Source organism: Streptomyces sp. JHA26, from assembly GCF_002005565.1.
In the GTDB taxonomy this organism is placed as follows: Bacteria; Actinomycetota; Actinomycetes; order Streptomycetales; family Streptomycetaceae; genus Streptomyces.
This window is the reverse complement of record NZ_BDJC01000020.1, coordinates 44,504-64,110: the sequence shown is the minus strand read 5'-3', so window position 1 is coordinate 64,110 and position 19,607 is coordinate 44,504. Positions and strand designations below refer to the sequence as shown.

Sequence of the window (19,607 nt, the reverse complement as noted above, 5' to 3'; positions counted from 1 at the left end):
CTGCGCGGGGCGACGGCGTCGATAGGGTCAGCCTGTGACGTACATAGTGACCCTCACCTCGCTTCAAATGGCCGAGAACGAAGGCGACTGGCTCATCACGGAGCGCTTCACAAAAGGGCTGCCCACAGGGCTCGACACGTCCGACACCGGCACCCGGTTAGCTTTGCTGGTGTGCGACAACAGGGCGCATCCCTCCAACAACAACCGCCGGGAGTTCTCCGAACACGGCCGCTTCATCACCTGGATCGGATCGGTACAGCGCTTCAACACCGTGGGGCCGGTCGACAGCAGCATCACCATTGAACCCATGCGTAGATGCCCAGAGCCGGTAGCTTTGGACGGCCCCGGCGGAATCCTCGCCTCCCTTTCCTCGCCGTACCGAGCACACGTGGAGCAGGCCCTCACCGGAAGCGCAGGACACATCGGCGTAAGAACCTGGCAGGCCCTCCAGGAAGCCCTCCTTCGGAGCCACCCCGAGTTGGCCCGGTACATCGAGTGGCTGCTCGCCAATCTCAACCCGGTCATCTTCGACGTAGACGATGCAGCGGACCGGGCATGGCAGGAACAGCGGGACGCCGCCCAGTCCCTAACTCGGGTGACCGACTTCCCTCACTCCGCGCTGTCTGCCTGGAGACGCCCCGACTCACGGGATGCGCCGTACCTCGCGGGCCTTGTCCCGGACCCGGTGGAGAACAGCCTGATCGACCACGATGTGCGCGCCGGCCTGGGCAGCGGGGCCCCTCTTCTCTTCGATGACTGGCCAGGACTCGATGGCGTGCGATGTGACATCCACGTGCTGGAGGACACCGCCGGACGCCGCCTCGAGGTCGTCAACGTCAATGCCACTCCGGTCGAGAGCCGACTGGGCACGGACATGATCTACTACCATCACCCCACCCATAGCTTCGTCCTCGTCCAGTACAAACGCCTGGGCTCCCGGGACAAGGAGTACCGGGTGAACAAGCAACTCCTGGACCAGATGGACCGTTTGGAAGGGGTTGCAAAACTCAGCTCGAAGCCTGTGCATCCCCACGAGTGGCGCCTCTCACAGGACGCGTGCTTCCTGAAGTTCGCACACTGGCGGGACGGAGCAGTCCCTACCTCCGAGTTGGCGCGCGGCATGTACATCCCCCTCTCCTACGCCCGCGTCCTTCTGGAAGACGACTGCACGCTCGGGAGGAGGGGTGGGCGCCTCTTCAGCTACGAAAGGGTGGGCCGCTATCTCGTCGCCTCAGAGTTCGCGGAGTTGGTGAAGCTCGGCCTGGTCGGGACCGTGGGAACCAGCGTCGAACAGTTGCGGGACTTCGGTCTGGAGCGTGCCCGCGAGGGATACAGCGTCGTACTGGGGGTCGAGACGAGCGAGGAGACGCCTCGTGACCGGTCCGTACGTGTCCGTCAGCGCACCGCGAAGAAGAGGCCGAAGGTGATCTCCTACTCCCCACAGACCGCACAGCAGCAGTCGCCCGATACTCCAAGCTTCTGATCTGCGGAAGGACTACAGCGTCCACCCGTGCCCCCGCTCCACCCCAGCATCCCTGGCGGAGGGGCATGGCTGATAACCACAGGTGTTCTTGAAACCCCCCTTGCATCCGCAGATGATGCTCACGCTTCCTCGTGCACCAACCGATATGCGGGCAGGGGCATCGCCCCGGTGCACGAAGGAGCACTGACTGCTAAACGGAACGGGGGCGTGACAGTGCCGCGCAGGTATCGAGCCGGTCGGCAGGGGGCCGGTGTCGTATGAGGCAGCGCCTCCAAATCGTGCTGCAGATCCTGCTGGCGCTGGTCGCCTGCCTGCTCGGCATCGTCACCAACTACGCCACCAGCAAGGACGACGCGCCCTGGGCGCTGGAGATGATCCAGCAGTGGTCCGTTCCGGCCATCGGGCTGCTGGTCGTGGCCATGGTGGTCGGGCAGGTCGTCGTGTACCGGTTGGAGAACCCGGCGCCCGCGCCGTCGGAGTGGCCGCGTGACCGGATTCCGTACCCGGGGCTGGACGCGTTCGGCGAGGACGAGGCGGCCGTCTACTTCGGCCGGGAGGCGCAGGCCGCCGATCTGACGCGCCGGTTGCACGCCTCCGCGACCCGCCCCGCCGACCGCTTCCTGATGCTGACGGGGGCGTCCGGCAGCGGCAAGTCGTCGCTCGTCCGGGCCGGGGTCATGCCCCGGCTGCGCCGGCGCCGGTGGACGATCGTGCCGACGTTCTCACCGGGAGCGAACCCCCTGCACGCGCTGGCCGCGTCTCTGGCCGCGGCCGGTGGCGGCCGGGAGACACCCGACGCGGTACTGCGGCGGCTGCGGCAGGGGCCGGAGAGCCTCGCGGCCGAGTTGTCGCGGTTACGGGCCGGGCAGTTCCAGCGGGTGCTGCTCGTCATCGACCAGTTCGAGGAGCTGGTCACCCTCGCGGGTGAGCGGGAACAGGCACAGTTCCTGGAAGCGCTGCACGCGTGTCTGCGACAGGAACCCTCCGTCCGGGTCCTGGCCACGTGCCGGGTGGACCTGCTGGGACGGCTGCTCGGGACCGGTCACGCGCCGTTCCTGCAACACCCGGCCGCCATCGGCACGTTGAGCCGGGCACAGCTCGCCCAGGTGGTGGAGCGACCGGGTGCGCTGGTGGGCATCTCGTTCGAGCCCGGCCTCGTCGAGACCATCGTGGACGACACCGGTACGGACGACGCACTGCCCCTGCTCGCCTATCTCCTCCAGGAACTGTACTTCGCCTGTGGTCCGGGCGGCACGGTCACCGAGGAGACGTACCGACAACTCGGAGGCGTGGCGGGGGCGCTGGCCCGGCAGGCCGACAACACGGTCGCCGCCCTCGGCACTCCGGGCGGCATCGACTTCGCGCTGCGGGTGCTGCTGAAGTTCGTCACCGTCGAGGAACGGGACCTCGCCCGCCGTCCGGTGCGGCTGTCCGAGCTGACCGACCGGGAGCGGTACGTGGTGGACGCCTTCATCGAGGCGCGCCTGATCCGGTCCTACGCCGCCGAGGGAACCGCGGGGAACGCGGACGGCCACCGGGACGCGTGCGCGGAGGTGACGCACGAGGCGCTGTTCCGGCAGTGGGCGCCCTTGCGCCAGGAGGCGGAAGCGCGGGCGGAGCGGCTCCGGGAGCGGGCCGAGTTGGAGCGGTGGGCCGCCGACTGGGAACGGTCCGGGCGCAGTGCGGACTACCTCCTCACCGGTGAGCGCCTCACCGTCGCCCAGCGGTGGCTGGCCGCGTTGGAGGAGGCCGGGCAGGCGTCGGCTCCCGCCCGTGCGCTCGTCGACGCCTCGCAGAGCCGGGACCTGGCCTTCCTCAGCCGTGTCTCGGAGAGCATCGGTCGGCAGGTGCTCGCCAGTGCGGAGACCGAGCCGGAGCGGGCGCTGTTGCTCTCCCTGGCCGCGCTCGGCGAGTGCGCGCCGACTGCAGCCGCGCGGCGGGGGCTGATGACGGCGCTGGCCGCGAGTCATCTGCGGATCCGGTTGGACGGTCACACGGACACGGTCCGGGACGTCGCCTGGTCCGCTGACGGACGACTGCTGGCGACCGCGTCCAGGGACGGGACGGCCCGCGTGTACGACGCGGAGTCGGGGCGTTCGCTGCGGGTGCTGCCGTGTGACGGCGCTATGGTCGAGTCGGTGTCCTTCTCCCCCGACGCGACACGGCTGGCCACCGCCGGGCGCGACCAGGTCGTACGCGTCTGGGACGCCGTGTCCGGTGAACCGGTCCGGCAGCTCGCCGGCGCCGGGGACATCGGTCGGCAGGTGGCGTGGTCGCCGGACGGGGCACGGATCGCCGCCACGTTCAAGGACCAGGTGGCCCGGGTGTGGGAGGCCGACAGCGGTCGACTCGTGCACGAACTGCACGGCCACACCGGTGACGTCTGGGGCGTGGCCTGGGCGCCGGACGGCTCGCGTCTGGCCACCGCGTCGCACGACCGGACGGTGATCGTCTGGGACGCGGTGACAGGAGCGGCCACGACGGCCCTGACCGGGCACACCGAGTTCGTCGAGGGCGTCGCGTGGTCGCCGGACGGAGAGTCACTGGCCACCGGGTCCGGCGATCACACCGCCCGGATCTGGGACGCTCGCACGGGCGCCCTGCGGCTGCTGCTGCGCGGCCACGCGGACTACGTGTGGAACCCGGCCTTCTCACCGGACGGCCGGCTGCTCGCCTCCCCGTCGTCCGACCGGACGGTGCGCGTCGTCAGCACCGAGGACGCGAAGGAGGTCGCGGTGCTGCGCGGCCACACCGACACGGTGTGGGCCGTCGCATGGTCGCCGTCGGGCACCCAGCTCGCCACCGCGTCGACGGACGGCAGCGGCCGGGTGTGGGACCTCCGGCCGCGGGGAGCCGAGTCCGTTCTGGTCCAGGGGCACGACGGGCCGGTGAACCAGGCGGTGTGGTCCGGCGACAGTACGCGTCTCGCCACCGCCTCGGACGACGGGACGGCACGGATCTGGAGCGCGGACTCCGGCGCGCCCGCCGGAGCGGTGACGGCGCCGGGCGAGCGGGTGTGGAGTGTGGCGTGGGCACCACACGGCGACCGTCTGGCCCTCAGCACCGCGGACGGACTGGTGCGTGTGGTGGACGGCTCCGGCGACACGGTGTTCGACCTGCACGGTGAGCCCGTCGAGGGCTGCTCGTGGTCCCCCGACGCCCGGCGGATCGCGACCGGCGGCCACGACGGCACCGTACGCCTCGTGTCCGCCGTCGACGGCGCCGAGCTGCGGAAGCTGACCGGGCATCAGGACTGGGTGGGACGCGTGGCGTGGTCACCGAGCGGGCGGAGGCTGGCCAGTTGCTCCGACGACCGCACCTGCCGCCTGTGGGACACCGCCGACGGCACCCAACTGACCGTGCTGCGCGGACACGGCAACTACGTGGAGGACGCGGCCTGGTCCCCGGACGAGGAGCGGGTGGCCACGGCCTCCGGTGACTGGACGGCCGCCGTATGGGACGCGGTGACCGGCCGGCGTATCGACGTGCTGAAGGGCCACGAGGGGCGGGTCCGGGCCGTCGCCTGGTCGCCGGACGGCCGCCGCGTCGCGACCGGTTCCGACGACCGGACGGTACGGCTCTGGTCCGCCGCCACGTTCGAGGAACTCGCCGTCGTCGGTGTCCACCGGGACAAGGTGCTGTCGGTGGCGTGGTCCGGGGACGGTACGCGGCTGCTCACCGCCTCCGCCGACGGCACCACGCGGGTGTGGCCGGCGGATCCCGACTACGACCAGTTGGAGGCGCGGGCGCGCGGGCGGGTGTTCCGCACGCTGGACGCGGAGGAGCGGCGGCAGCACCTGCTGCCGCCGGACCCCGCCTGAATCAGTAACGCTGCTCGACCGTGCGGTCGTCGGTGTGCAGGAGGTAGTCGTCCGGGTCGAGGCCCATTGCCTCGCGCTCGGGCGACGCCCAGTACATCGCGTTGCGCTCCGCGAAGGTCTCCGGGCCCTCGTAGGAGATCAGCCAGACGAACTGGTTGCGTTCCCGGTCCACCCAGGCTCCGCCGATCTCGAAGCCCAGTTTCAGCCGCAGCGGCACGATGTCGTTGCGCCACCGCTCCACCCACTCGTCGAGCAGCCCTTCACGAACGGTGTACGTACGCAGCTGCGTGGTCCTGGGCATGGGTCAGTTGTCCTCGAGGAAGGCGACGAACTGCGACCAGCCGTTCCGGCTCACGGTGAAAGGATGACGCGTCACGTCCTTGGAGTCACGGACGTGGACGGTCTGTTCAGTGACGGCGACCTCGACGCAGTTGTCACCAGCCGTGCCGCTGTAACTGGACTTGAACCAGGTCAGTTGCATGCCGCTCATAGTTCTCCTCTGATCCGCTCCAGCAGGCCCACGGAGTCGTGAGGGGTGAGGGCCTGTGCGCGGAGTGTCGCATACCTCCGGTGGAGGACGGCAGCCTGCTTCGGATCAGCGATCAGTCGGCCGCTCTCCTGCCCTTCGGAATACGCCAAGGATCTCCCCTCCGGGGTCTCCAGCAACGCCAGGGGGCCGTCCAGACCCGCGTGGGACACCGTGCGGGTAGGCATGACCTGCACGGACACGTTGCGGAGCCTGGCGAGATCCAAGATGTGGTCCAACTGGTCGCGCAGCACGTGCTCTGAACCGCTCCGGGTCTGATGGAGGCTCGATTCCCTGAGAGGATCGAGCCTCCATCAGACCCGGAGCGGTTCAATGTCCATCCCCACGATGAACGTGTACGTGGCCGGCGAGGTCACCAAGACCCATCGTCGGGGCCAAGCCCAAGGGAGCCATCGAGCGCGAACTGGAAGGCATCCTCGGCGGACAGTGGCGGAAACGGCGGGGAGTAACTGTCCGTCCTCCCGCCTTGCCGCAACACCTTCGCCGTCAGTCCGCCCGACGAGTCGACGCCTCCAGGTGCGAATCGTGGAGACTACGGTTCAGGCTGGTCCACGAGCACGCCGCCAGCCCGGCAGATGGCTTGCAATGCGCCCTCGTCCAGACCACACACACGCGAGAAGCGCGTACCTCGCAGGCGACTGCCCAGCGCTGTACGGGACTTGACTTCGCCCGTACGGAAGTCGCATAGCCACAATTCACCCATCCTCGTCATGACAGCAAGGAGATCGCCCTCTACGGGGGACCAGAGCGCCTGAACCCCACTGGGCACCCCCGGTATCTGCCACATCATCGCTTGGGAGGACGTCCCCATAGACCACCCATACAGGCTATTGTCAGCCGCCACTGCCGCCATGCCTGACCTGGCGCGGAATACGAAGGCATCGACCTTGGTCAATGCCGGAACAGGAAAGGGCAATCCCTGATCATCGAGTCGACCCTCTGGCGCAAGGGCGTCCACCGCCGCGACGGGTCGCCCGTCCACCAGAAGCAGTGCGCTGTCCTTCGTCGAGAGAACCTGACGACTTGTGGCTTCCCGTTTGTAATCCATGGTCTGCAGTTGACGCCAGTAGCCACCTTCTTCTCCCGTGGCGACTCCAAAGCGCAGGGACATTTCACCCCATCCCATCGCCACAAGGCCGTGGCTACCGCCCATGAGGACTGTCGTTCCGGATCCCTCCCAAAGCAATGGCAAATTGTCGATGACGTGGCCCGTCCCCGGCTCTTTCACAAGCAGGGCGTGGGCCACGGGATCGAACGCAGCGAGTGCCTGCTGATCTCGCCACACGATAGGGATGCAGTACTCCCCAGCTATCGTGATGCCGACCACACCGCCTGTCGCCGCATCGATGATCCGCCCCTCAGTCACATCGCTGTACCACCAGGTGGCAGAATCCCAGTTTCCGATGTTCACGGAGTGTGGATCACCGACGATAGGCAGTCGAGAGGGTGGCTCGTGTATTCGGCCTCTCGCCCAGTGCAGCACCTCGTTGCCTTCATGAACCACCACCGCTCCGCTGGAATGGACCAGGCCTTGGCGATATTGCCCGTCATCCAGTAGATCCCCGTGCCCCAGCCATGCGCCGGTGAGGTCTGCTCCGGCGAGGTCGACACTGGTCAGTCGCGCGTCGCCTAGCTGTGTATCTCGCAGGTCAGCACCCGCGAGTGACACCTTTTGCGTAGAGTGCCACGGCCCAAAGCCCGAGAGATCGAGCCCTCTCAACCGTGCCCCCTCCAGACTGCCCCCGGCGAAGACGATCAAGTTGAGGCAGTTGGCCGCGAGGGTCCCCGTCTCCACCTCCGCTCCGGTAGTCGCCCGTGCCACGTCGAGCAGTCGCTCCTGGTGATCCATACATTCGCGGACCATCGTCGAGAGGAACTCGTACACCGCTTCGTTCTGATCCAGCTCGCCGAACGTGCTGCCCAGCACGTCGATCGGTTCCGCCACGAACGCAGCGAGTGCGGGCAGCTTCCCGTCGCCCGAGCGAGCCGAGAAGTACTGCGACCACGTCCACTCCCGCTGCCCGGTGTCCACAGACTCCGACGTAGGGATCACGCCGAGGAAGTCACCTTCCAACAGACCGAGTTCCGCCGCGAACTTGAGGGCTACCAGGAACTCCAACAAAGACTTGTGCGAGGGGCCGTAGTCGCCCTCGGCGTTGCGCACCAGCATGCCCTGGTTGCGCATGTCCTGTTCCCAGTAGTCGAGGTCCTTGGCGCTCTGCACTGCAGAGCCGAAGCAGGACCGCAGTCGATCGGGGAAGTCGCGGTAGTTGAGGCTGAGCTGGTTGGTGGAGAGCATCTCCCACGCGACCTCGCACAGGAAGAAGAGCTTGTCGCCGCGCGATGTGAACGTGCGCTCCGCCCGCACGTCACGGTCCATCTTCCGTTGCACGGCATAGAGGTAGATCCGGGCGAGATTGATCTCGGCCCCCTGCTCGATCTCCGGCAGTGCGTCGATCACCAGCTCGGACATGACCGGCCGCCCCATGAGCTCACGCACGTCCTCGTGCTCCATGACCAGCCGTACCTTGTCCTCGGCCAGGTCATGGCGGAGCATCCGTTCGATCTGCTCGTCGTCGAAGCGAACCAGCTCGACGATGTCGAAGGTCGGGCCGTCCTTGGACTCGAGAGATCCGGCCGTGGGCACGCTGATCTCACCGCCGAACAGCTTGCGCGCCTCCTGGGCGTCACGGAAGTGTTCCTTGCGGCTGCTGAGCAGCACCTTCGCGCCGGGTTCGACGGCGCCGGCCAGTTCCCAGAAGTTCGCGATGACGGTGTTCCGATCGGCCCTCGCGGCCATCTCGTCGAAGCCGTCGAAGATGAGCAGCAGACGGCCCATACGGTTGAGGACACGGAAGACGTCGTAGCTGCGCAGGTCGATCTTGTGCTTGTTGAAGAAGAACTCCGACAACAGACCCTGGACCGTCGCCTGCTTGGCGTAGTCCCGCAGCGGGATCAGCAGGGGAATCCGGGGCCTGGGCACCCCCCTCTGCTTGGCGTCGCGCCAACCACGGGCCATATCGCCGGCCAGGTGCAGGGCGAACCACGACTTGCCCATGCCGAACTCGCCGAGGACGGAGAGATGCCTCTTCGCCGGTTCTTCCAGCCAGCCCGCCACGTAGTCGTCCAGGCCGCCGTCCCGCCAGTCATAGGTACTGGTGTCGAGCGTCCGCTGCGTCGCGGGGTCGATCTCTTCCTTGCGGCAGGAGACCGGCACGTAACGGCTGTCGATGCCGCGGCGGCGAACCTCTTCTTCGACCCAGGCGATGTACGGCTCGAAGTCCGCTTCAAGATCGACCAGCTCGTCGAAAGAGAAGCAGAACAGTACGTCGCCGCTATCCGCAGCCTGGCGGCGGGCGGCCTCACTGACTCGAAGTCGGGCCAGTCCCCAGCCCTCCAGGGCGGTCTCGGCAGTGACCAGTTCGTCGAGGAGCCGCATGTGGTGCGGCGCGAGTTCACCCTCGACGCAGAGCATCACCGTACGATCGAAGCGCCCGGGACGCCGCTGGGGGATGTCGACCAGCATGGCCACATTGCCGTCGGCCACCTCCCACGTGCGCCGGATCTCGTAGCCCACAGCGGTGAACCACTCGTGCGCGTCCTGCATGAGACGTTGTGCGGGCGAGAGTTCGGCGCGTCCCGGCTCGGTGCGAACGCGATGGCTCTCCTCCTCCACCCGCGTCTGAGGAACTCGTTCCAGGAGCGTGTCGATCTTCTGCTCAAGTCGAGCCTCGTGCGGTGCCCGACTGCGGTCCACAAGAGAGTGGAACTCGGCGATGAATCCGTCGACATGCTCCTCGAATCCGTGGTCGAGGTGCCCGAACTCGCGTGTCTCGCGGTTGCGCTCCACCGCTTCCGACGTCTCACGGCGCAGCCGGCTCCAGTCGCCGTCGGAGAAGGACCTGTGGAACGCATCCCGTACGTACGTATCCCGGAAGAAGACCAGCACAGACTGCGAGCGACCGGTGCAGTACTCGATGAGTGTGTAGGCGTACAGACTGGCGAAGTCCTGCGGTGGCACCGTGGGGTTCAGCCGTGCTGCCCGCAGCGCTCGGATCACCGCCTCACGACGCATCGCGGTATCCGACAAGGGCTTGGCTGCCATCCTTCCGATGATCCCTGCGGCCGTCGTGACGATCTCCATCGGTATAGCTCGCCTCCCCCGAAACCTCGCCCCACGTCTGCGCGTTGAAGAACCTTAGCGGCTCTCACCGGCTCACCGAGGACAGATTGCGTGTTGATCGGCCCGACCCATCACCGCTCAGTCGCTCGCTTGAGCGACACGGCGGCGGCATACCCCGGCAGGACCTCCACGTCGCCGACCGTCCAGCCCTCCGGCCCGGGGGCCAACACTGTCCCTGTCCCCACGGCTGGCGGTGTTGACCGCGAGCTGGACACGCCTGAGCAACGACGAAGCTCCTGGTGGACGGGTTCTCGACGCCGGAGGCTGCGGCGGGCCTCACAGGCCGTTCCGCTTCACCTCCTTGATGCGCTCGGGCGTCCCGTACTCACGGAGTTCCTGCGGAGACTTGTCGAACCCCTGCCCCAGAGGGCGCCCCTTGTCCTCCGGCGCGTTCGCGGCCGCACTCGTCCCGAGGCCCACCGCCACGACACCGACCGCTGTCACCACCGCGGCCGCGACCTTCTTGCTGCGCACCACAGACCTGACACCCGCCACCGAAGGCACCTCCGGATCCGACGCCGACCCCGAGGGAACGTCAGGGTAGTCGGCGACGGACAGCCGGATTCACCGGTCCGGTCCAGGCCGGTCGCAGGGTCTTCGAGGCGGCCAAGGGCTCCGCCCATGACCAGGACAGGGCCTAATGCGCGGCGTCCAGTTTCGCCCGCTGGTCCTGTGTGAGGTCGAGGTCCGTCGCCGCGAGGCTCTCCTCCAGTTGGGCCACCGAGGACGCGCCCACCAGGGGGATGACCGGGATCTCGCCGCCGATCAGCCAGGCGAGGACGACCTGGTTCCGCGTGGCTCCCGTCTCCGCCGCGACCTCCGCCAGGGCGGCGAGGCGGGTGGCCGTTCCCGCGTTCTGGTAGCCGGGGTCCAGAGGCTTGTCCGCACGGCCGTAACTGCCGTTCAGAAGCGGGGAGTAGGCGACCAGGGAGAGGGACGGGTCCTCGCGGAGGTAGCTGAGGTGGTCGCCGGAGACGACCCCCAGGTCGCCGTCGGGAGAGCGGAGCGTGGGCTCGTCGGTGCGATGGCGGAGGTAGCTGTGGTGGTACTGCAGAACCTCGTAGCCGGGCAGTCCCGCGGCTGCCGCCAGGGTCCGGGCGCGCTCCAGGCGCCAGACACGATGGTTGCTCGCACCCAGCAGGCCCACCGTGCCGTCGGCGACGACGGCGGCGAAACCCTCCACCGTCTCCTGGAGGGGGACGCGGGGATCCTCGATGTGCGCGTAGAGCAGGTCCAGCTTGTCCGTGCCGAGGTTCTCGCGGCTGCGCTCGGCCGACTCGCGGATCGTCTTCGCGGTGAGGCCCTCGACGTCCTTCGTGAAGGTCGAGGTGGGGTGGTTGGGGCGGCCGCCGAGCTTGGTGGCGATCGTGATCTCGTCGCCGACGCCCCGGCTGCGCCGCCAGCGTCCCAGGAGCCGCTCGCTCTCGCCGCCCTGAGTGCCGTTGACCCAGAACGCGTAGTTGTTGGCGGTGTCGATGAAGGTGCCGCCGGCTTCGACGTACCGGTCGAGGATCGCGTACGAGGTCGCCTCGTCGGTGGTGGTGCCGAACCGCATGGCGCCGAGGCTCAGGACGCTCACCTTGCGGCGGCTGTCCGGGCTCTGACCGATCGTGCGGTAGCGCATGCTGGGGCCTTCCGAAGGGGATGCCTGGGGCTTCGGCGGTGATCCTGCCTGCTGGAGTGCTCTCGAAGTCAAGGGGCGCCGAGGTCGCCCCCCCTCGGACCAGGGAGCGGGTCACCAGGTGCCGGACCGCCACGACCGCGGCATGATCCGCCCGCCGGACAGGCCCTGGTCGTGCCGGTGGCGTCACCTCGAGCCCGCACGGCAGGTGTCCGTACGGTGACTCCACGTACGGGGCTCACCTCTGGAACGCGCCCCCGCGCGCCCGCCACCGTGGTCCCATGAGCACAACCACACCCCAGCTTCCCGCCGCCGCGCGGACGTTCACGCAGCAGTTCTCGTCCACCCGACGCGGTGCCCGCCTCGCCCGACTGCTCACCTACGAGCAGCTGCGGACCTGGCAGGTGTCACCCGGCGTCACCGACCGGGCGGAGCAGATCGTCGCGGAACTGGCCGCCAACGCGGCGCTGCACGGCCGTGTCCAGGGCCGCGACTTCCGTCTCGCCCTCACCCACGACCCGGCCGCCGGCGTGCTGCGCATCGCGGTCTCCGACGCCCGCGGGGAGCGGCTCCCCTCCCCGGTGGGGGACGCCGTCACGCCGTCGGACGACGAGTCGGGCCGGGGCCTGGTCATCGTCACCGCCCTGGCCGACCGCTGGGGCACGGAGCCGTATCCGCCGGGCGGCAAGACCGTCTGGGCCGAGTGCGCGTGCTGAACGCCGTCCTGGTCGTCGACACGCCCCTGAGGGCGTGAGGCCACCGCCGCTCGGGTCGCTCACCAGGAAGGAGAACCGCATGGCGACGAAGAAGTACACCGTCACGCTTCCCGAGGGGCCCGTCGAGGCCGTCCGGGCCGAGGAGGGTCCCGGCGGGTTCAGCCGCTCCGTCGCTCACGCCACGGAGCGCCAGCGGGAGCAGGACCGTCTCGGGGAGGTGGTCGCCTGGTGGGAAGAGGAGTACGGCGAGGTCACCGAGGCCGAACTGGCGGAGGCGGAGCGCCGGGAGATCGAGCGCAGGCACGCCGAGCCGGCCCGCGCGCACCGCACCGATGAGTCATGCGCTCTCCCCCCTTGCTTCTCGTGACCGCTGTTCACACCTGACGCTCCACATCGGCAACCGTACACACCTCGCAACACAAAGCGCGTTGACATTATCAACGCGCATGCATCATGCTCCAGTTCACAGAGCATGAGCAGCCCAGGCGGCACCCCTGTGCCTCAGCTGCCGTGCGCCCACCCCGTTCGCCGTCCCGGGAGAAACCGTGAATCCGCAGAACCGCCCGCAAGGCCCCTCCGACATACGGCCGTTGCGCAAGCGCAAGAGGCTGTGGGCCGTCGGCGCCGCCCTGTTCGCCCTGGGGGCGATCGGCGGCACCCAGTCCGCGCAGGACGAGGTGGACGCCGCCCAGGCCTTGGCCGCCAAGCCCGTGCCGACCGTCACGGCCACGGCCACGGCTACGGCTACGGCGACCGTCACCGCCGAGCCGGAACCCGCCCCCACAGTCACCAAGACCGAGAAGGTCACCACACCCGGCCCGACCGTCACCGTCACCAAGACCGCCCGGGCCGCCACCGGATCCGGCACCAGCGGCACCAGCGGCACCGGTGACAGCAGCGACAGCGGCAGCGACAGCGGCAGCGGCTCCGGCACCTGCTCCATCACCTCCAACGCGGGCAACTGCTACCGGGCGGGGCAGTACTGCCGGAACAGTGACCACGGGGCCACGACGACGACCGCGGGCGGCACGCGGATCACGTGCAGGTACAGCTCGAACGCGTGGCGCTGGTCCTACTCCTGACGGGCGACAGGGCAAGGCCGCGAGCCGGCTCCCGACGGCGCCCGTTCACAGGGGCGGCTTGGTGCCCGGCACCCGGTCGAAGCCGAATCCGTGGGCACGGTCGATGAGTTCCCGGTTCGACAGGAGCGGCTCGGCGGTGAACCAACGGCAAGAGGCCGACAGGAGTGCGCGTCCCCGCACGACGGTCGCCAAGTGGCGTGTCGCCGGGAGGCTCGCTCCCGTCGTGGCCCCGGGGCTTGTGTCCGGGGCGGTCCGGCGGATTCGCCGACAGCTTCGGTAGAGGGTCGTCGGCTCCCGGGCCTCGCGGAGCCGTGCTCCGGCTCAGGCAGGCGCCGGTTCCCAACGGTAGGCGTCGGCGGCCTCGTCGTACGGGCGCAGCAGTGGTCGCAGTTCCGCGCGCACCAGGTCGGCGTCCGCCGGTGGCAGGGGCAGCGACGCCCGTCGCATGCGGACGCTCCACGTCGCCGGGTCCGGGAAGGCCGACAGCCGGGGGACCAGGTCGCGCAGGACGAGTCCGTCGCGGAAGGGCGCCAGCCCGGACACTTCCAGGCGGCAGCCCTCCGTGAAGGAGCGGCCGCCGAAGACGACGGGTTCGTCCAGCGTCCGCACCGGAGTGGCGACCGAGGCGCGGGCGATCACCCGGCCCAGGTCGCGGGTCGGATTCCGGAAGCAGCCGCGCGTCGTGTAGAGGAAGATCTCGTCATCCTCTTCCAGGGCCCGCGCCGCTTTGGTCCGCCCGGCCGGGAACGCCATGCGCTGCTCGGTCACCACCCAGCTCAGAGCGGCCCGTTCTCCGATGATCAGCAGGTGCGAGGACGACACGCCGGTCACCTTACCGAGGCACCGGATGCCCGGCCGCCGCCCTGCAGGCCGGAGGCCGGCCCCACGTACTGCTCGAACTCCCCGGCCAGGACGTCTCCGCCCGCTCTCCACCGCCCGTGGACGCCGCGTACAAGCGCCACGACCGTCGATCGGCGCATCGAACACCCTCCATGTGTACACGTTTTCGAATTGCTCTATTGCTGTCAATTCGTTGACAACGCTCACACGTGCACTCCATCCTCTTTAGGCAAACAGGATGTCCGTCGTTCCCCGGCACACCTCGTCCCGCACCCCACGAAAGGGGCAGTCGTGATCGACCAGCCGCGGACCGCGCTGCCGAGACGTGGCCCCCGCCGCGCGAACCGCCTCCGGCCCCGGCGCGGATCCACACCCGTCCGCAGGAGGCCGCCGACCCGCTGACGGCACCCGACGCCGCGGAGGACCGAGCCGTCACCCCCTGCACACCGCACATCTCCGGACATGAGGACCCCGCCTTGGACACCCGCCGATACCGCATGGTCGTCACCAGCGGACTGGACTACGTCACGACCGGTGCGCAGGTCGACGACCGGCTGCGCCGATGGCTCAGGGACCCCCCGAAGAGCTACGACGTCGACGCCTTCGCCGAGGGCCGCAACGAGATAGCCCGCGGCGTCACCCTCGACCACGACTCCGCCACCGGCGCCTCGGGGGCGTACGGCCGTTGGCGGCTGCGCGAGACGCTGCCCGGCGGAACCTGGCAGACCACCCTGGTGATCCGTCAGGCCGGAGACGGCCCGACCAGGGTCCAGCTGGACGTGGAACACCTGCCGGACGACCCCGAGGCCGTGCCCGTACCGGCCAAGACGCCCCGGCTCGCGCGCGGGCTCCTCGATGTCCTCGAGGCGCGCGACGGCCGCGCCGACGTCACGGCCGATCCCCAGGTGGTCGAGGCGGAGGACGTCGACGCCGTCATAGACGAACTGTGCGACGAGACACGGCGCCTGCCGGTCGTCGTGGCCAGCACGCCGTACGGGGCCGACTTCGACACCTGGCTGGAGGACACCGTGGACCCGCTGGTCCGGCCCCTGGCCGGTCTGGCGATCCTCTACGTGCTCACCCCCGAGGCGGAGACCCGTTTCAACCGCGCGCTGGAGTACCACCGGGTCTACGGCGGCGGGGTGCGTACCTACCTCCCGGGAGTCGACCCGGCCTGGCCCGCCGACGGGCAACGGCACCGGGTGATGTCCCGCAGACTGATCGCCGACCGCCCGTCGCAGGCCCGCAGGATCATCGCCCAGCTGCCCCAGCGGCTGGCCGCCCGTGCTCCCCTCCCCGCCGAGCTCGACTCCGTGCCGGTCATGCGGACCCGTGCACCGGGTGACTCCGCCGCGCCCGAGCTGGAACGGCTGCGCGTCGAGAACGAGGCCCTCCACGAGATCCTGGAGGAGGCGGGGCGGGAGCAACGGGTACGGGCCGACGAGATCCGCGACCTCAAGTACGAGCTGCGCAAGGCCGAGGACAACGAGACCCTGCTGATCGCCGAGTACGACGAGCAGTACCGGGAACTGCACTCCGTCCGAGCGCAGTTGCAGATGCTGCGCAAGCAGATGGTGGAACTGGGTGCCGCCGCGGCCGCGTACACCCCGCTCACCGTGCCGGAGGACTGCCCGGAGTCCTTCGAGGAACTCCTGCGCCGCCTCGACTCCCTGCCCCGCCTGCACTTCACCGGCTCCCGGAAGGTGACGCTCGACCTCGACGCGCAGGCGTACGGCTCGTCCTGGGTGCGCATGACCTGGGACGCGCTGCTGGCGCTCGGGGACTTCGCCCGGGCGGCAACCACCGGGCAGGCCGGCCGGGACTTCAAGCAGTGGTGCGCCGACGCCCCGGGCGGGGTCCGCACGATCTCGCCCCGGAAGATCGTGCGGGACGAGTCCAAGTCGGTGAAGGGCAACTCGAGCTGGCGCCGACAGCGTACGTTCCCCGTGCCGGAGCACGTCGATCCGGCACGGAAGGTGTTCATGGGCGCGCACGTACGCGTCGGCGGCGGCAACACGATCGCGCCGCGGCTCCACTACTTCGACGGAGCCCGCGCGAAGTACGGCATCTACATCGGGTACATCGGGCCCCATTTGTCCAACACGTTGACGTGACGGACCGCTGACCAGCGGGAGGTGCCCGGCGAGTCGGGCGTGGGCCGGTCCTCTCGTCACCGGAGACCGGCCCACCGGTGCCGGCGTCACGGCGGGATCGTCAGTGTCCGCCGGTACGCTGCGGACGGATTGACCAGGAGGGGTGAGAGGGGCCCATGGCCGACGAATATCCGGAGTTCCGGCTCCGGCTGCCCAGCGGTGACGGCATCGACCGGGCACGCGGAGTGCTCCTGGACGAGACGGGGACCAACGGCAGCCGGAAGTTCCTCGTCCGGGCCGGTTCTCCGGCGCGGGACCATGTGATGCCCTCGCTGGGCAAGCATTTCAAGGCGCCGACCAGACGTCGTGAGGAGCTCCGGGCACAAGGCGTGCTGGTGCCGTCGGCGCGCTGGCCGGGCTGGCTGGAGCTGACCGAGGACGTGGTGTTCGGCTCGCCCTCCTTCGCCGCCGTCGTGCTGGTCGGGGCGCCGCGCAACGGGTGGGAGGAGTGGCGGACCGAGGACGGCAGGCCCCTGTCCGACTTCATGTCCGGGGTGTGGGCGGGCCCGAGTCGCACGTGGCTCGTGCGCGGCTCCAACGTCACCGGCCTGGACCTGGTCCAGCGTCTGTGGCTGCCCGAGGGACGCGTCACCCTCGCCGCCTCCCGGCTGCGGCAGGGCGTTCGGCAGGGCGTCAGCAAGGACGAGCTGCGCACGCTGGTCCAGGAGGACTACGAGTCGACCGCCACGTACAGCCAGCGGCAGCAGCTCGTCGAGGACCTCCACGCCTTCCTGTCGCGCATGAAACCCGGGGACACCGTGTGCACGATCTCCGGCGGCCGGCTGTACGTCGGCGAAGTCACCGGCGAGGCCGGACAGACGGAGTCCGAGGACCGCCGGTCGAACCTGCGCCGGCCCGTGGAGTGGCAGCCGACCGGCTTCCCCTACGACGACCTGCCCGAGGAGCTCCAGCAGAAGCTGTCCGTCCAGCACGACGTCGTCGACCTCTCCGCCGTCCAGGCCCACGTCCAGGGGCTCGGCCTCACCGACCAGGAACTGGCCGAGGAGGCAGGGGGGACGGAGCGGGACCCGAGCGTGGAGATCCCCGCGCTCGCCGCCCGCCGCGAGCTGGAGCTGCCCCGGCCCACGGAGGAACTGGCCGCCGATCTGCTCGTGCACGACGCGGCGTGGCTGGAGGAGGTGCGTGATCTGCTCTGGGACGAGCGGCAGCTCGTGCTCTACGGTCCGCCCGGCACCGGCAAGACCTACCTCGCCCTCAAACTCGCCGAGTTCCTGGGCGGCGGCCCCGAGCAGGTCAAGCTCGTGCAGTTCCACCCCTCGTACTCCTACGAGGACTTCTTCGAGGGGTTCCGGCCGCAGGAGGACCCGGAGACCCGGGAGGTGGCGTTCCGGCTCACCGCCGGGCCGCTGCGGGAGCTGGCCGACCTCGCGTCCCGCGAGGGCAACCGGCACATCCCGCACTTCCTGATCATCGACGAGATCAACCGGGCCAACCTCGCGAAGGCCTTCGGCGAGCTGTACTTCCTGCTGGAGTACCGCAACAGGTCGGTGCGGCTGACGTACTCCGGTGACGACTTCGCGCTGCCGCCGAACCTGTTCGTGATCGGGACGATGAACACCGCCGACCGGTCCATCGCCCTCGTCGACGCGGCGATGCGGCGGCGGTTCGCGTTCGTCGAGCTGTCGCCGCGCACCGAGCCGACGAGCGGTCTGCTGCGCCGGTGGCTGGAGCGGGAGGGCCGGGAGGCCGAGCCCGCGGACCTGCTCGACGCGCTCAACGCGCGGATCGACGATCCCGACTTCCGCATCGGGCCCTCGTACCTGATGAAGAAGGGCGTGTACCGGGAGGGCGGTCTGGAGCGGACCTGGCGGACGAAGATCCTGCCGCTGCTGGAGGAGCACCACTACGGCGAGGGCGTGGACGTCGAGCAGCGGTACGGGCTGGCGGCGCTGCGGGAGTCGTCGGGGTGACGCCGGTCGTCGAGCTCGTCGAGCACGCGCCGGCGGTCGGTGTGGCCCTGCCGGACGACGTGGGGCGGGCGCTCGCGGCCCTGCGGGTCGTGGACGCCGCGCCGGACCCGTACTCCCCCGGGCGCTGGTCGCTGCGGGCCGGCAGCAAGGTCGGGGCCGTCGCGGTCGCGGTGCCGGGGCACGACCGGCTGACGGTCCGGATCGTGCCCAAGGTGCCGATCGTCCGTCTGTTCTTCCTGCTCGGTTACAGCCTCGACCCCGCCGGTGCCTGGCGGGACGGCGAGGTCGACGTGGCCGAGCACCGGGAGGTGCTGCCCGCGCTCGCCCACGCCGTGGAACGACAGGTGGACCGGGCCCTGCGGCAGGGGCTGTTGCAGGGCTACCGGATGACGGAGGAGACCTCGCCGGTCGTGCGGGGGCGGATCCGGGAGGCCGAGCAGATACGGCGCCGGTTCGGGGCGACGCCGCCGGTGGAGGTGGCGTACGACGACTTCACCACGGACATCGCGGAGAACCGGATCCTGCGGGCGGCCGTCGAGCGGCTGCTGCGGCTGCCCGGCGTGCCGCGCGAGGTGCGCCGGCGGCTGCTGCACCAGCGGGCGCGGCTGGCGGACGTCACGGTGCTCGTGCGCGGCCGGCCCCTGCCCGAGTGGCGGCCGAGCCGGCTCAACGCCCGGTACCACCACGCCCTGCGGCTGGCGCGGGCCGTGCTGGAGGGCGCCTCCCCGGAGCACGGGCCCGGCGGGCTGCGCGTCGAGGGGTTCCTGTTCGACATGAACAAGCTCTTCGAGGACTTCGTGACCGTCGCCCTGCGGGAGGCGCTGCGCGGTTCCGGGTACGTCGCGCGGTTCCAGGACCCGCTCCACCTGGACGAGGCGCGGACCGTCCGGATGAGGCCGGACCTCGTCCTCTACGGGCCCGACCGCGCGCCGTGCGCGGTGGCCGACGCCAAGTACAAGGCGGAGAGACGGGGCGGCTACCCGGACGCCGACCTGTACCAGATGCTCGCCTACTGCACCGCCCTCGGACTCGGCGAGGGGCACCTGGTGTACGCGAAGGGCAACGCCGGTCACGCCGCCCACCGGGTGCGGCACGCGGGCACCGTCCTCCACCAGCACGCCCTGGACCTCGACCAGGAACCGGTGGGGCTGCTGGCCGAGGTCGGGGAGGTGGCCGAGCGGCTGATCGGCAGGTCACGCGTATGATCGGCTCCGCAGTGACCGTCCGGGG

General features: G+C 69.8%; 15 protein-coding genes and 1 pseudogene. 8 read left to right on the top strand and 8 right to left on the bottom strand.

Annotated elements, in window-relative coordinates:
• Positions 1-34 precede the first annotated feature (34 nt).
• The gene (locus JHAT_RS14925) at positions 35-1,483 is read left to right on the top strand and encodes a hypothetical protein (RefSeq protein ID WP_077798654.1); all 1,449 of its coding nucleotides are present in this window, start codon (positions 35-37) and stop codon (positions 1,481-1,483) included.
• A gap of 257 nt (positions 1,484-1,740) precedes the next feature.
• Positions 1,741-5,304 carry a WD40 repeat domain-containing protein gene (locus JHAT_RS14920; protein WP_077798653.1) on the top strand — a complete coding sequence of 1,188 codons (3,564 nt, stop codon included), beginning with the start codon at positions 1,741-1,743 and terminating at the stop codon, positions 5,302-5,304.
• 1 nt (position 5,305) lies between these two features.
• On the opposite strand, the gene JHAT_RS14915 is transcribed toward JHAT_RS14920, so the two are convergent.
• The 6 genes and pseudogenes from JHAT_RS14915 to JHAT_RS14890 form a co-directional block, all read right to left on the bottom strand.
• Positions 5,306-5,605, bottom strand: a complete 300-nt coding sequence (locus JHAT_RS14915; RefSeq protein WP_077798652.1) for an NIPSNAP family protein — start codon at positions 5,603-5,605, stop codon at positions 5,306-5,308.
• A gap of 3 nt (positions 5,606-5,608) precedes the next feature.
• Positions 5,609-5,794, bottom strand: coding sequence for a DUF397 domain-containing protein (locus JHAT_RS14910; protein WP_077798651.1), 186 nt, complete (start codon positions 5,792-5,794; stop codon positions 5,609-5,611).
• A pseudogene (locus tag JHAT_RS35270) lies at positions 5,791-6,117 on the bottom strand (Scr1 family TA system antitoxin-like transcriptional regulator); the annotation flags it as partial. The gene JHAT_RS14910 and the pseudogene JHAT_RS35270, both read right to left, overlap by 4 nt.
• Before the next feature lie 266 nt (positions 6,118-6,383).
• Entirely contained in the window at positions 6,384-9,995 is a 3,612-nt protein-coding gene (locus JHAT_RS14900; protein ID WP_077798650.1) for an NACHT domain-containing NTPase, read from the bottom strand.
• A 315-nt stretch (positions 9,996-10,310) separates the two neighbouring features.
• A complete protein-coding gene (locus JHAT_RS34640) occupies positions 10,311-10,529 on the bottom strand; it encodes a hypothetical protein (RefSeq protein ID WP_171990899.1) in 219 nt (72 codons plus the stop codon).
• Between the two features lie 142 nt (positions 10,530-10,671).
• Positions 10,672-11,658: an aldo/keto reductase gene (locus JHAT_RS14890; protein WP_077798648.1), complete on the bottom strand. Its 987-nt coding sequence runs from the start codon at positions 11,656-11,658 to the stop codon at positions 10,672-10,674.
• Between the two features lie 278 nt (positions 11,659-11,936).
• Here JHAT_RS14890 and JHAT_RS14885 point away from each other — a divergent pair, with 278 nt between their 5' ends.
• The 3 genes from JHAT_RS14885 (at position 11,937) to JHAT_RS14875 (ending at position 13,453) form a co-directional block, all read left to right on the top strand.
• A complete protein-coding gene (locus JHAT_RS14885) occupies positions 11,937-12,371 on the top strand; it encodes an ATP-binding protein (RefSeq protein WP_077798647.1) in 435 nt (144 codons plus the stop codon).
• Positions 12,372-12,450: 79 nt separating this feature from the next.
• Positions 12,451-12,738: a hypothetical protein gene (locus JHAT_RS14880; protein ID WP_077798646.1), complete on the top strand. Its 288-nt coding sequence runs from the start codon at positions 12,451-12,453 to the stop codon at positions 12,736-12,738.
• A gap of 178 nt (positions 12,739-12,916) precedes the next feature.
• Positions 12,917-13,453, top strand: coding sequence for a hypothetical protein (locus JHAT_RS14875; protein ID WP_077798645.1), 537 nt, complete (start codon positions 12,917-12,919; stop codon positions 13,451-13,453).
• 45 nt (positions 13,454-13,498) lie between these two features.
• Here JHAT_RS14875 and JHAT_RS35735 read toward each other — a convergent pair whose 3' ends face one another.
• Both JHAT_RS35735 and JHAT_RS14865 read right to left on the bottom strand, forming a co-directional pair.
• Entirely contained in the window at positions 13,499-13,633 is a 135-nt protein-coding gene (locus JHAT_RS35735; RefSeq protein ID WP_290439805.1) for a hypothetical protein, read from the bottom strand.
• 141 nt (positions 13,634-13,774) lie between these two features.
• The gene (locus JHAT_RS14865; RefSeq protein ID WP_077798644.1) at positions 13,775-14,275 is read right to left on the bottom strand and encodes a hypothetical protein; all 501 of its coding nucleotides are present in this window, start codon (positions 14,273-14,275) and stop codon (positions 13,775-13,777) included.
• 494 nt (positions 14,276-14,769) lie between these two features.
• On the opposite strand from JHAT_RS14865, the gene JHAT_RS14860 reads away from it, so the two are divergent.
• The 3 genes from JHAT_RS14860 (at position 14,770) to JHAT_RS14850 (ending at position 19,582) form a co-directional block, all read left to right on the top strand.
• On the top strand, positions 14,770-16,407 hold the full coding sequence (locus JHAT_RS14860) for a hypothetical protein (RefSeq protein WP_143660433.1): 1,638 nt from the start codon (positions 14,770-14,772) through the stop codon (positions 16,405-16,407).
• A 155-nt stretch (positions 16,408-16,562) separates the two neighbouring features.
• Positions 16,563-18,377, top strand: a complete 1,815-nt coding sequence (locus JHAT_RS14855; RefSeq protein WP_077798642.1) for a DUF4357 domain-containing protein — start codon at positions 16,563-16,565, stop codon at positions 18,375-18,377.
• Positions 18,374-19,582: an McrC family protein gene (locus JHAT_RS14850; RefSeq protein WP_077798641.1), complete on the top strand. Its 1,209-nt coding sequence runs from the start codon at positions 18,374-18,376 to the stop codon at positions 19,580-19,582. The genes JHAT_RS14855 and JHAT_RS14850 overlap by 4 nt, the downstream gene beginning before the upstream one ends.
• The last annotated feature ends 25 nt before the right edge of the window (positions 19,583-19,607 follow it).

Excerpts from the sequence above, each read along its gene's own strand:
- JHAT_RS14855 (WP_077798642.1), top strand. The coding sequence starts at position 16,563 with ATGGCCGACGAATATCCGGAGTTCCGGCTCCGGCTGCCCAGCGGTGAC.
- JHAT_RS14915 (WP_077798652.1), bottom strand. The coding sequence starts at position 5,605 with ATGCCCAGGACCACGCAGCTGCGTACGTACACCGTTCGTGAAGGGCTG.
- JHAT_RS14920 (WP_077798653.1), top strand. The coding sequence starts at position 1,741 with ATGAGGCAGCGCCTCCAAATCGTGCTGCAGATCCTGCTGGCGCTGGTC.
- JHAT_RS14900 (WP_077798650.1), bottom strand. The coding sequence starts at position 9,995 with ATGGAGATCGTCACGACGGCCGCAGGGATCATCGGAAGGATGGCAGCC.
- JHAT_RS14910 (WP_077798651.1), bottom strand. The coding sequence starts at position 5,794 with ATGAGCGGCATGCAACTGACCTGGTTCAAGTCCAGTTACAGCGGCACG.
- JHAT_RS14885 (WP_077798647.1), top strand. The coding sequence starts at position 11,937 with ATGAGCACAACCACACCCCAGCTTCCCGCCGCCGCGCGGACGTTCACG.
- JHAT_RS14890 (WP_077798648.1), bottom strand. The coding sequence starts at position 11,658 with ATGCGCTACCGCACGATCGGTCAGAGCCCGGACAGCCGCCGCAAGGTG.
- JHAT_RS14880 (WP_077798646.1), top strand. The coding sequence starts at position 12,451 with ATGGCGACGAAGAAGTACACCGTCACGCTTCCCGAGGGGCCCGTCGAG.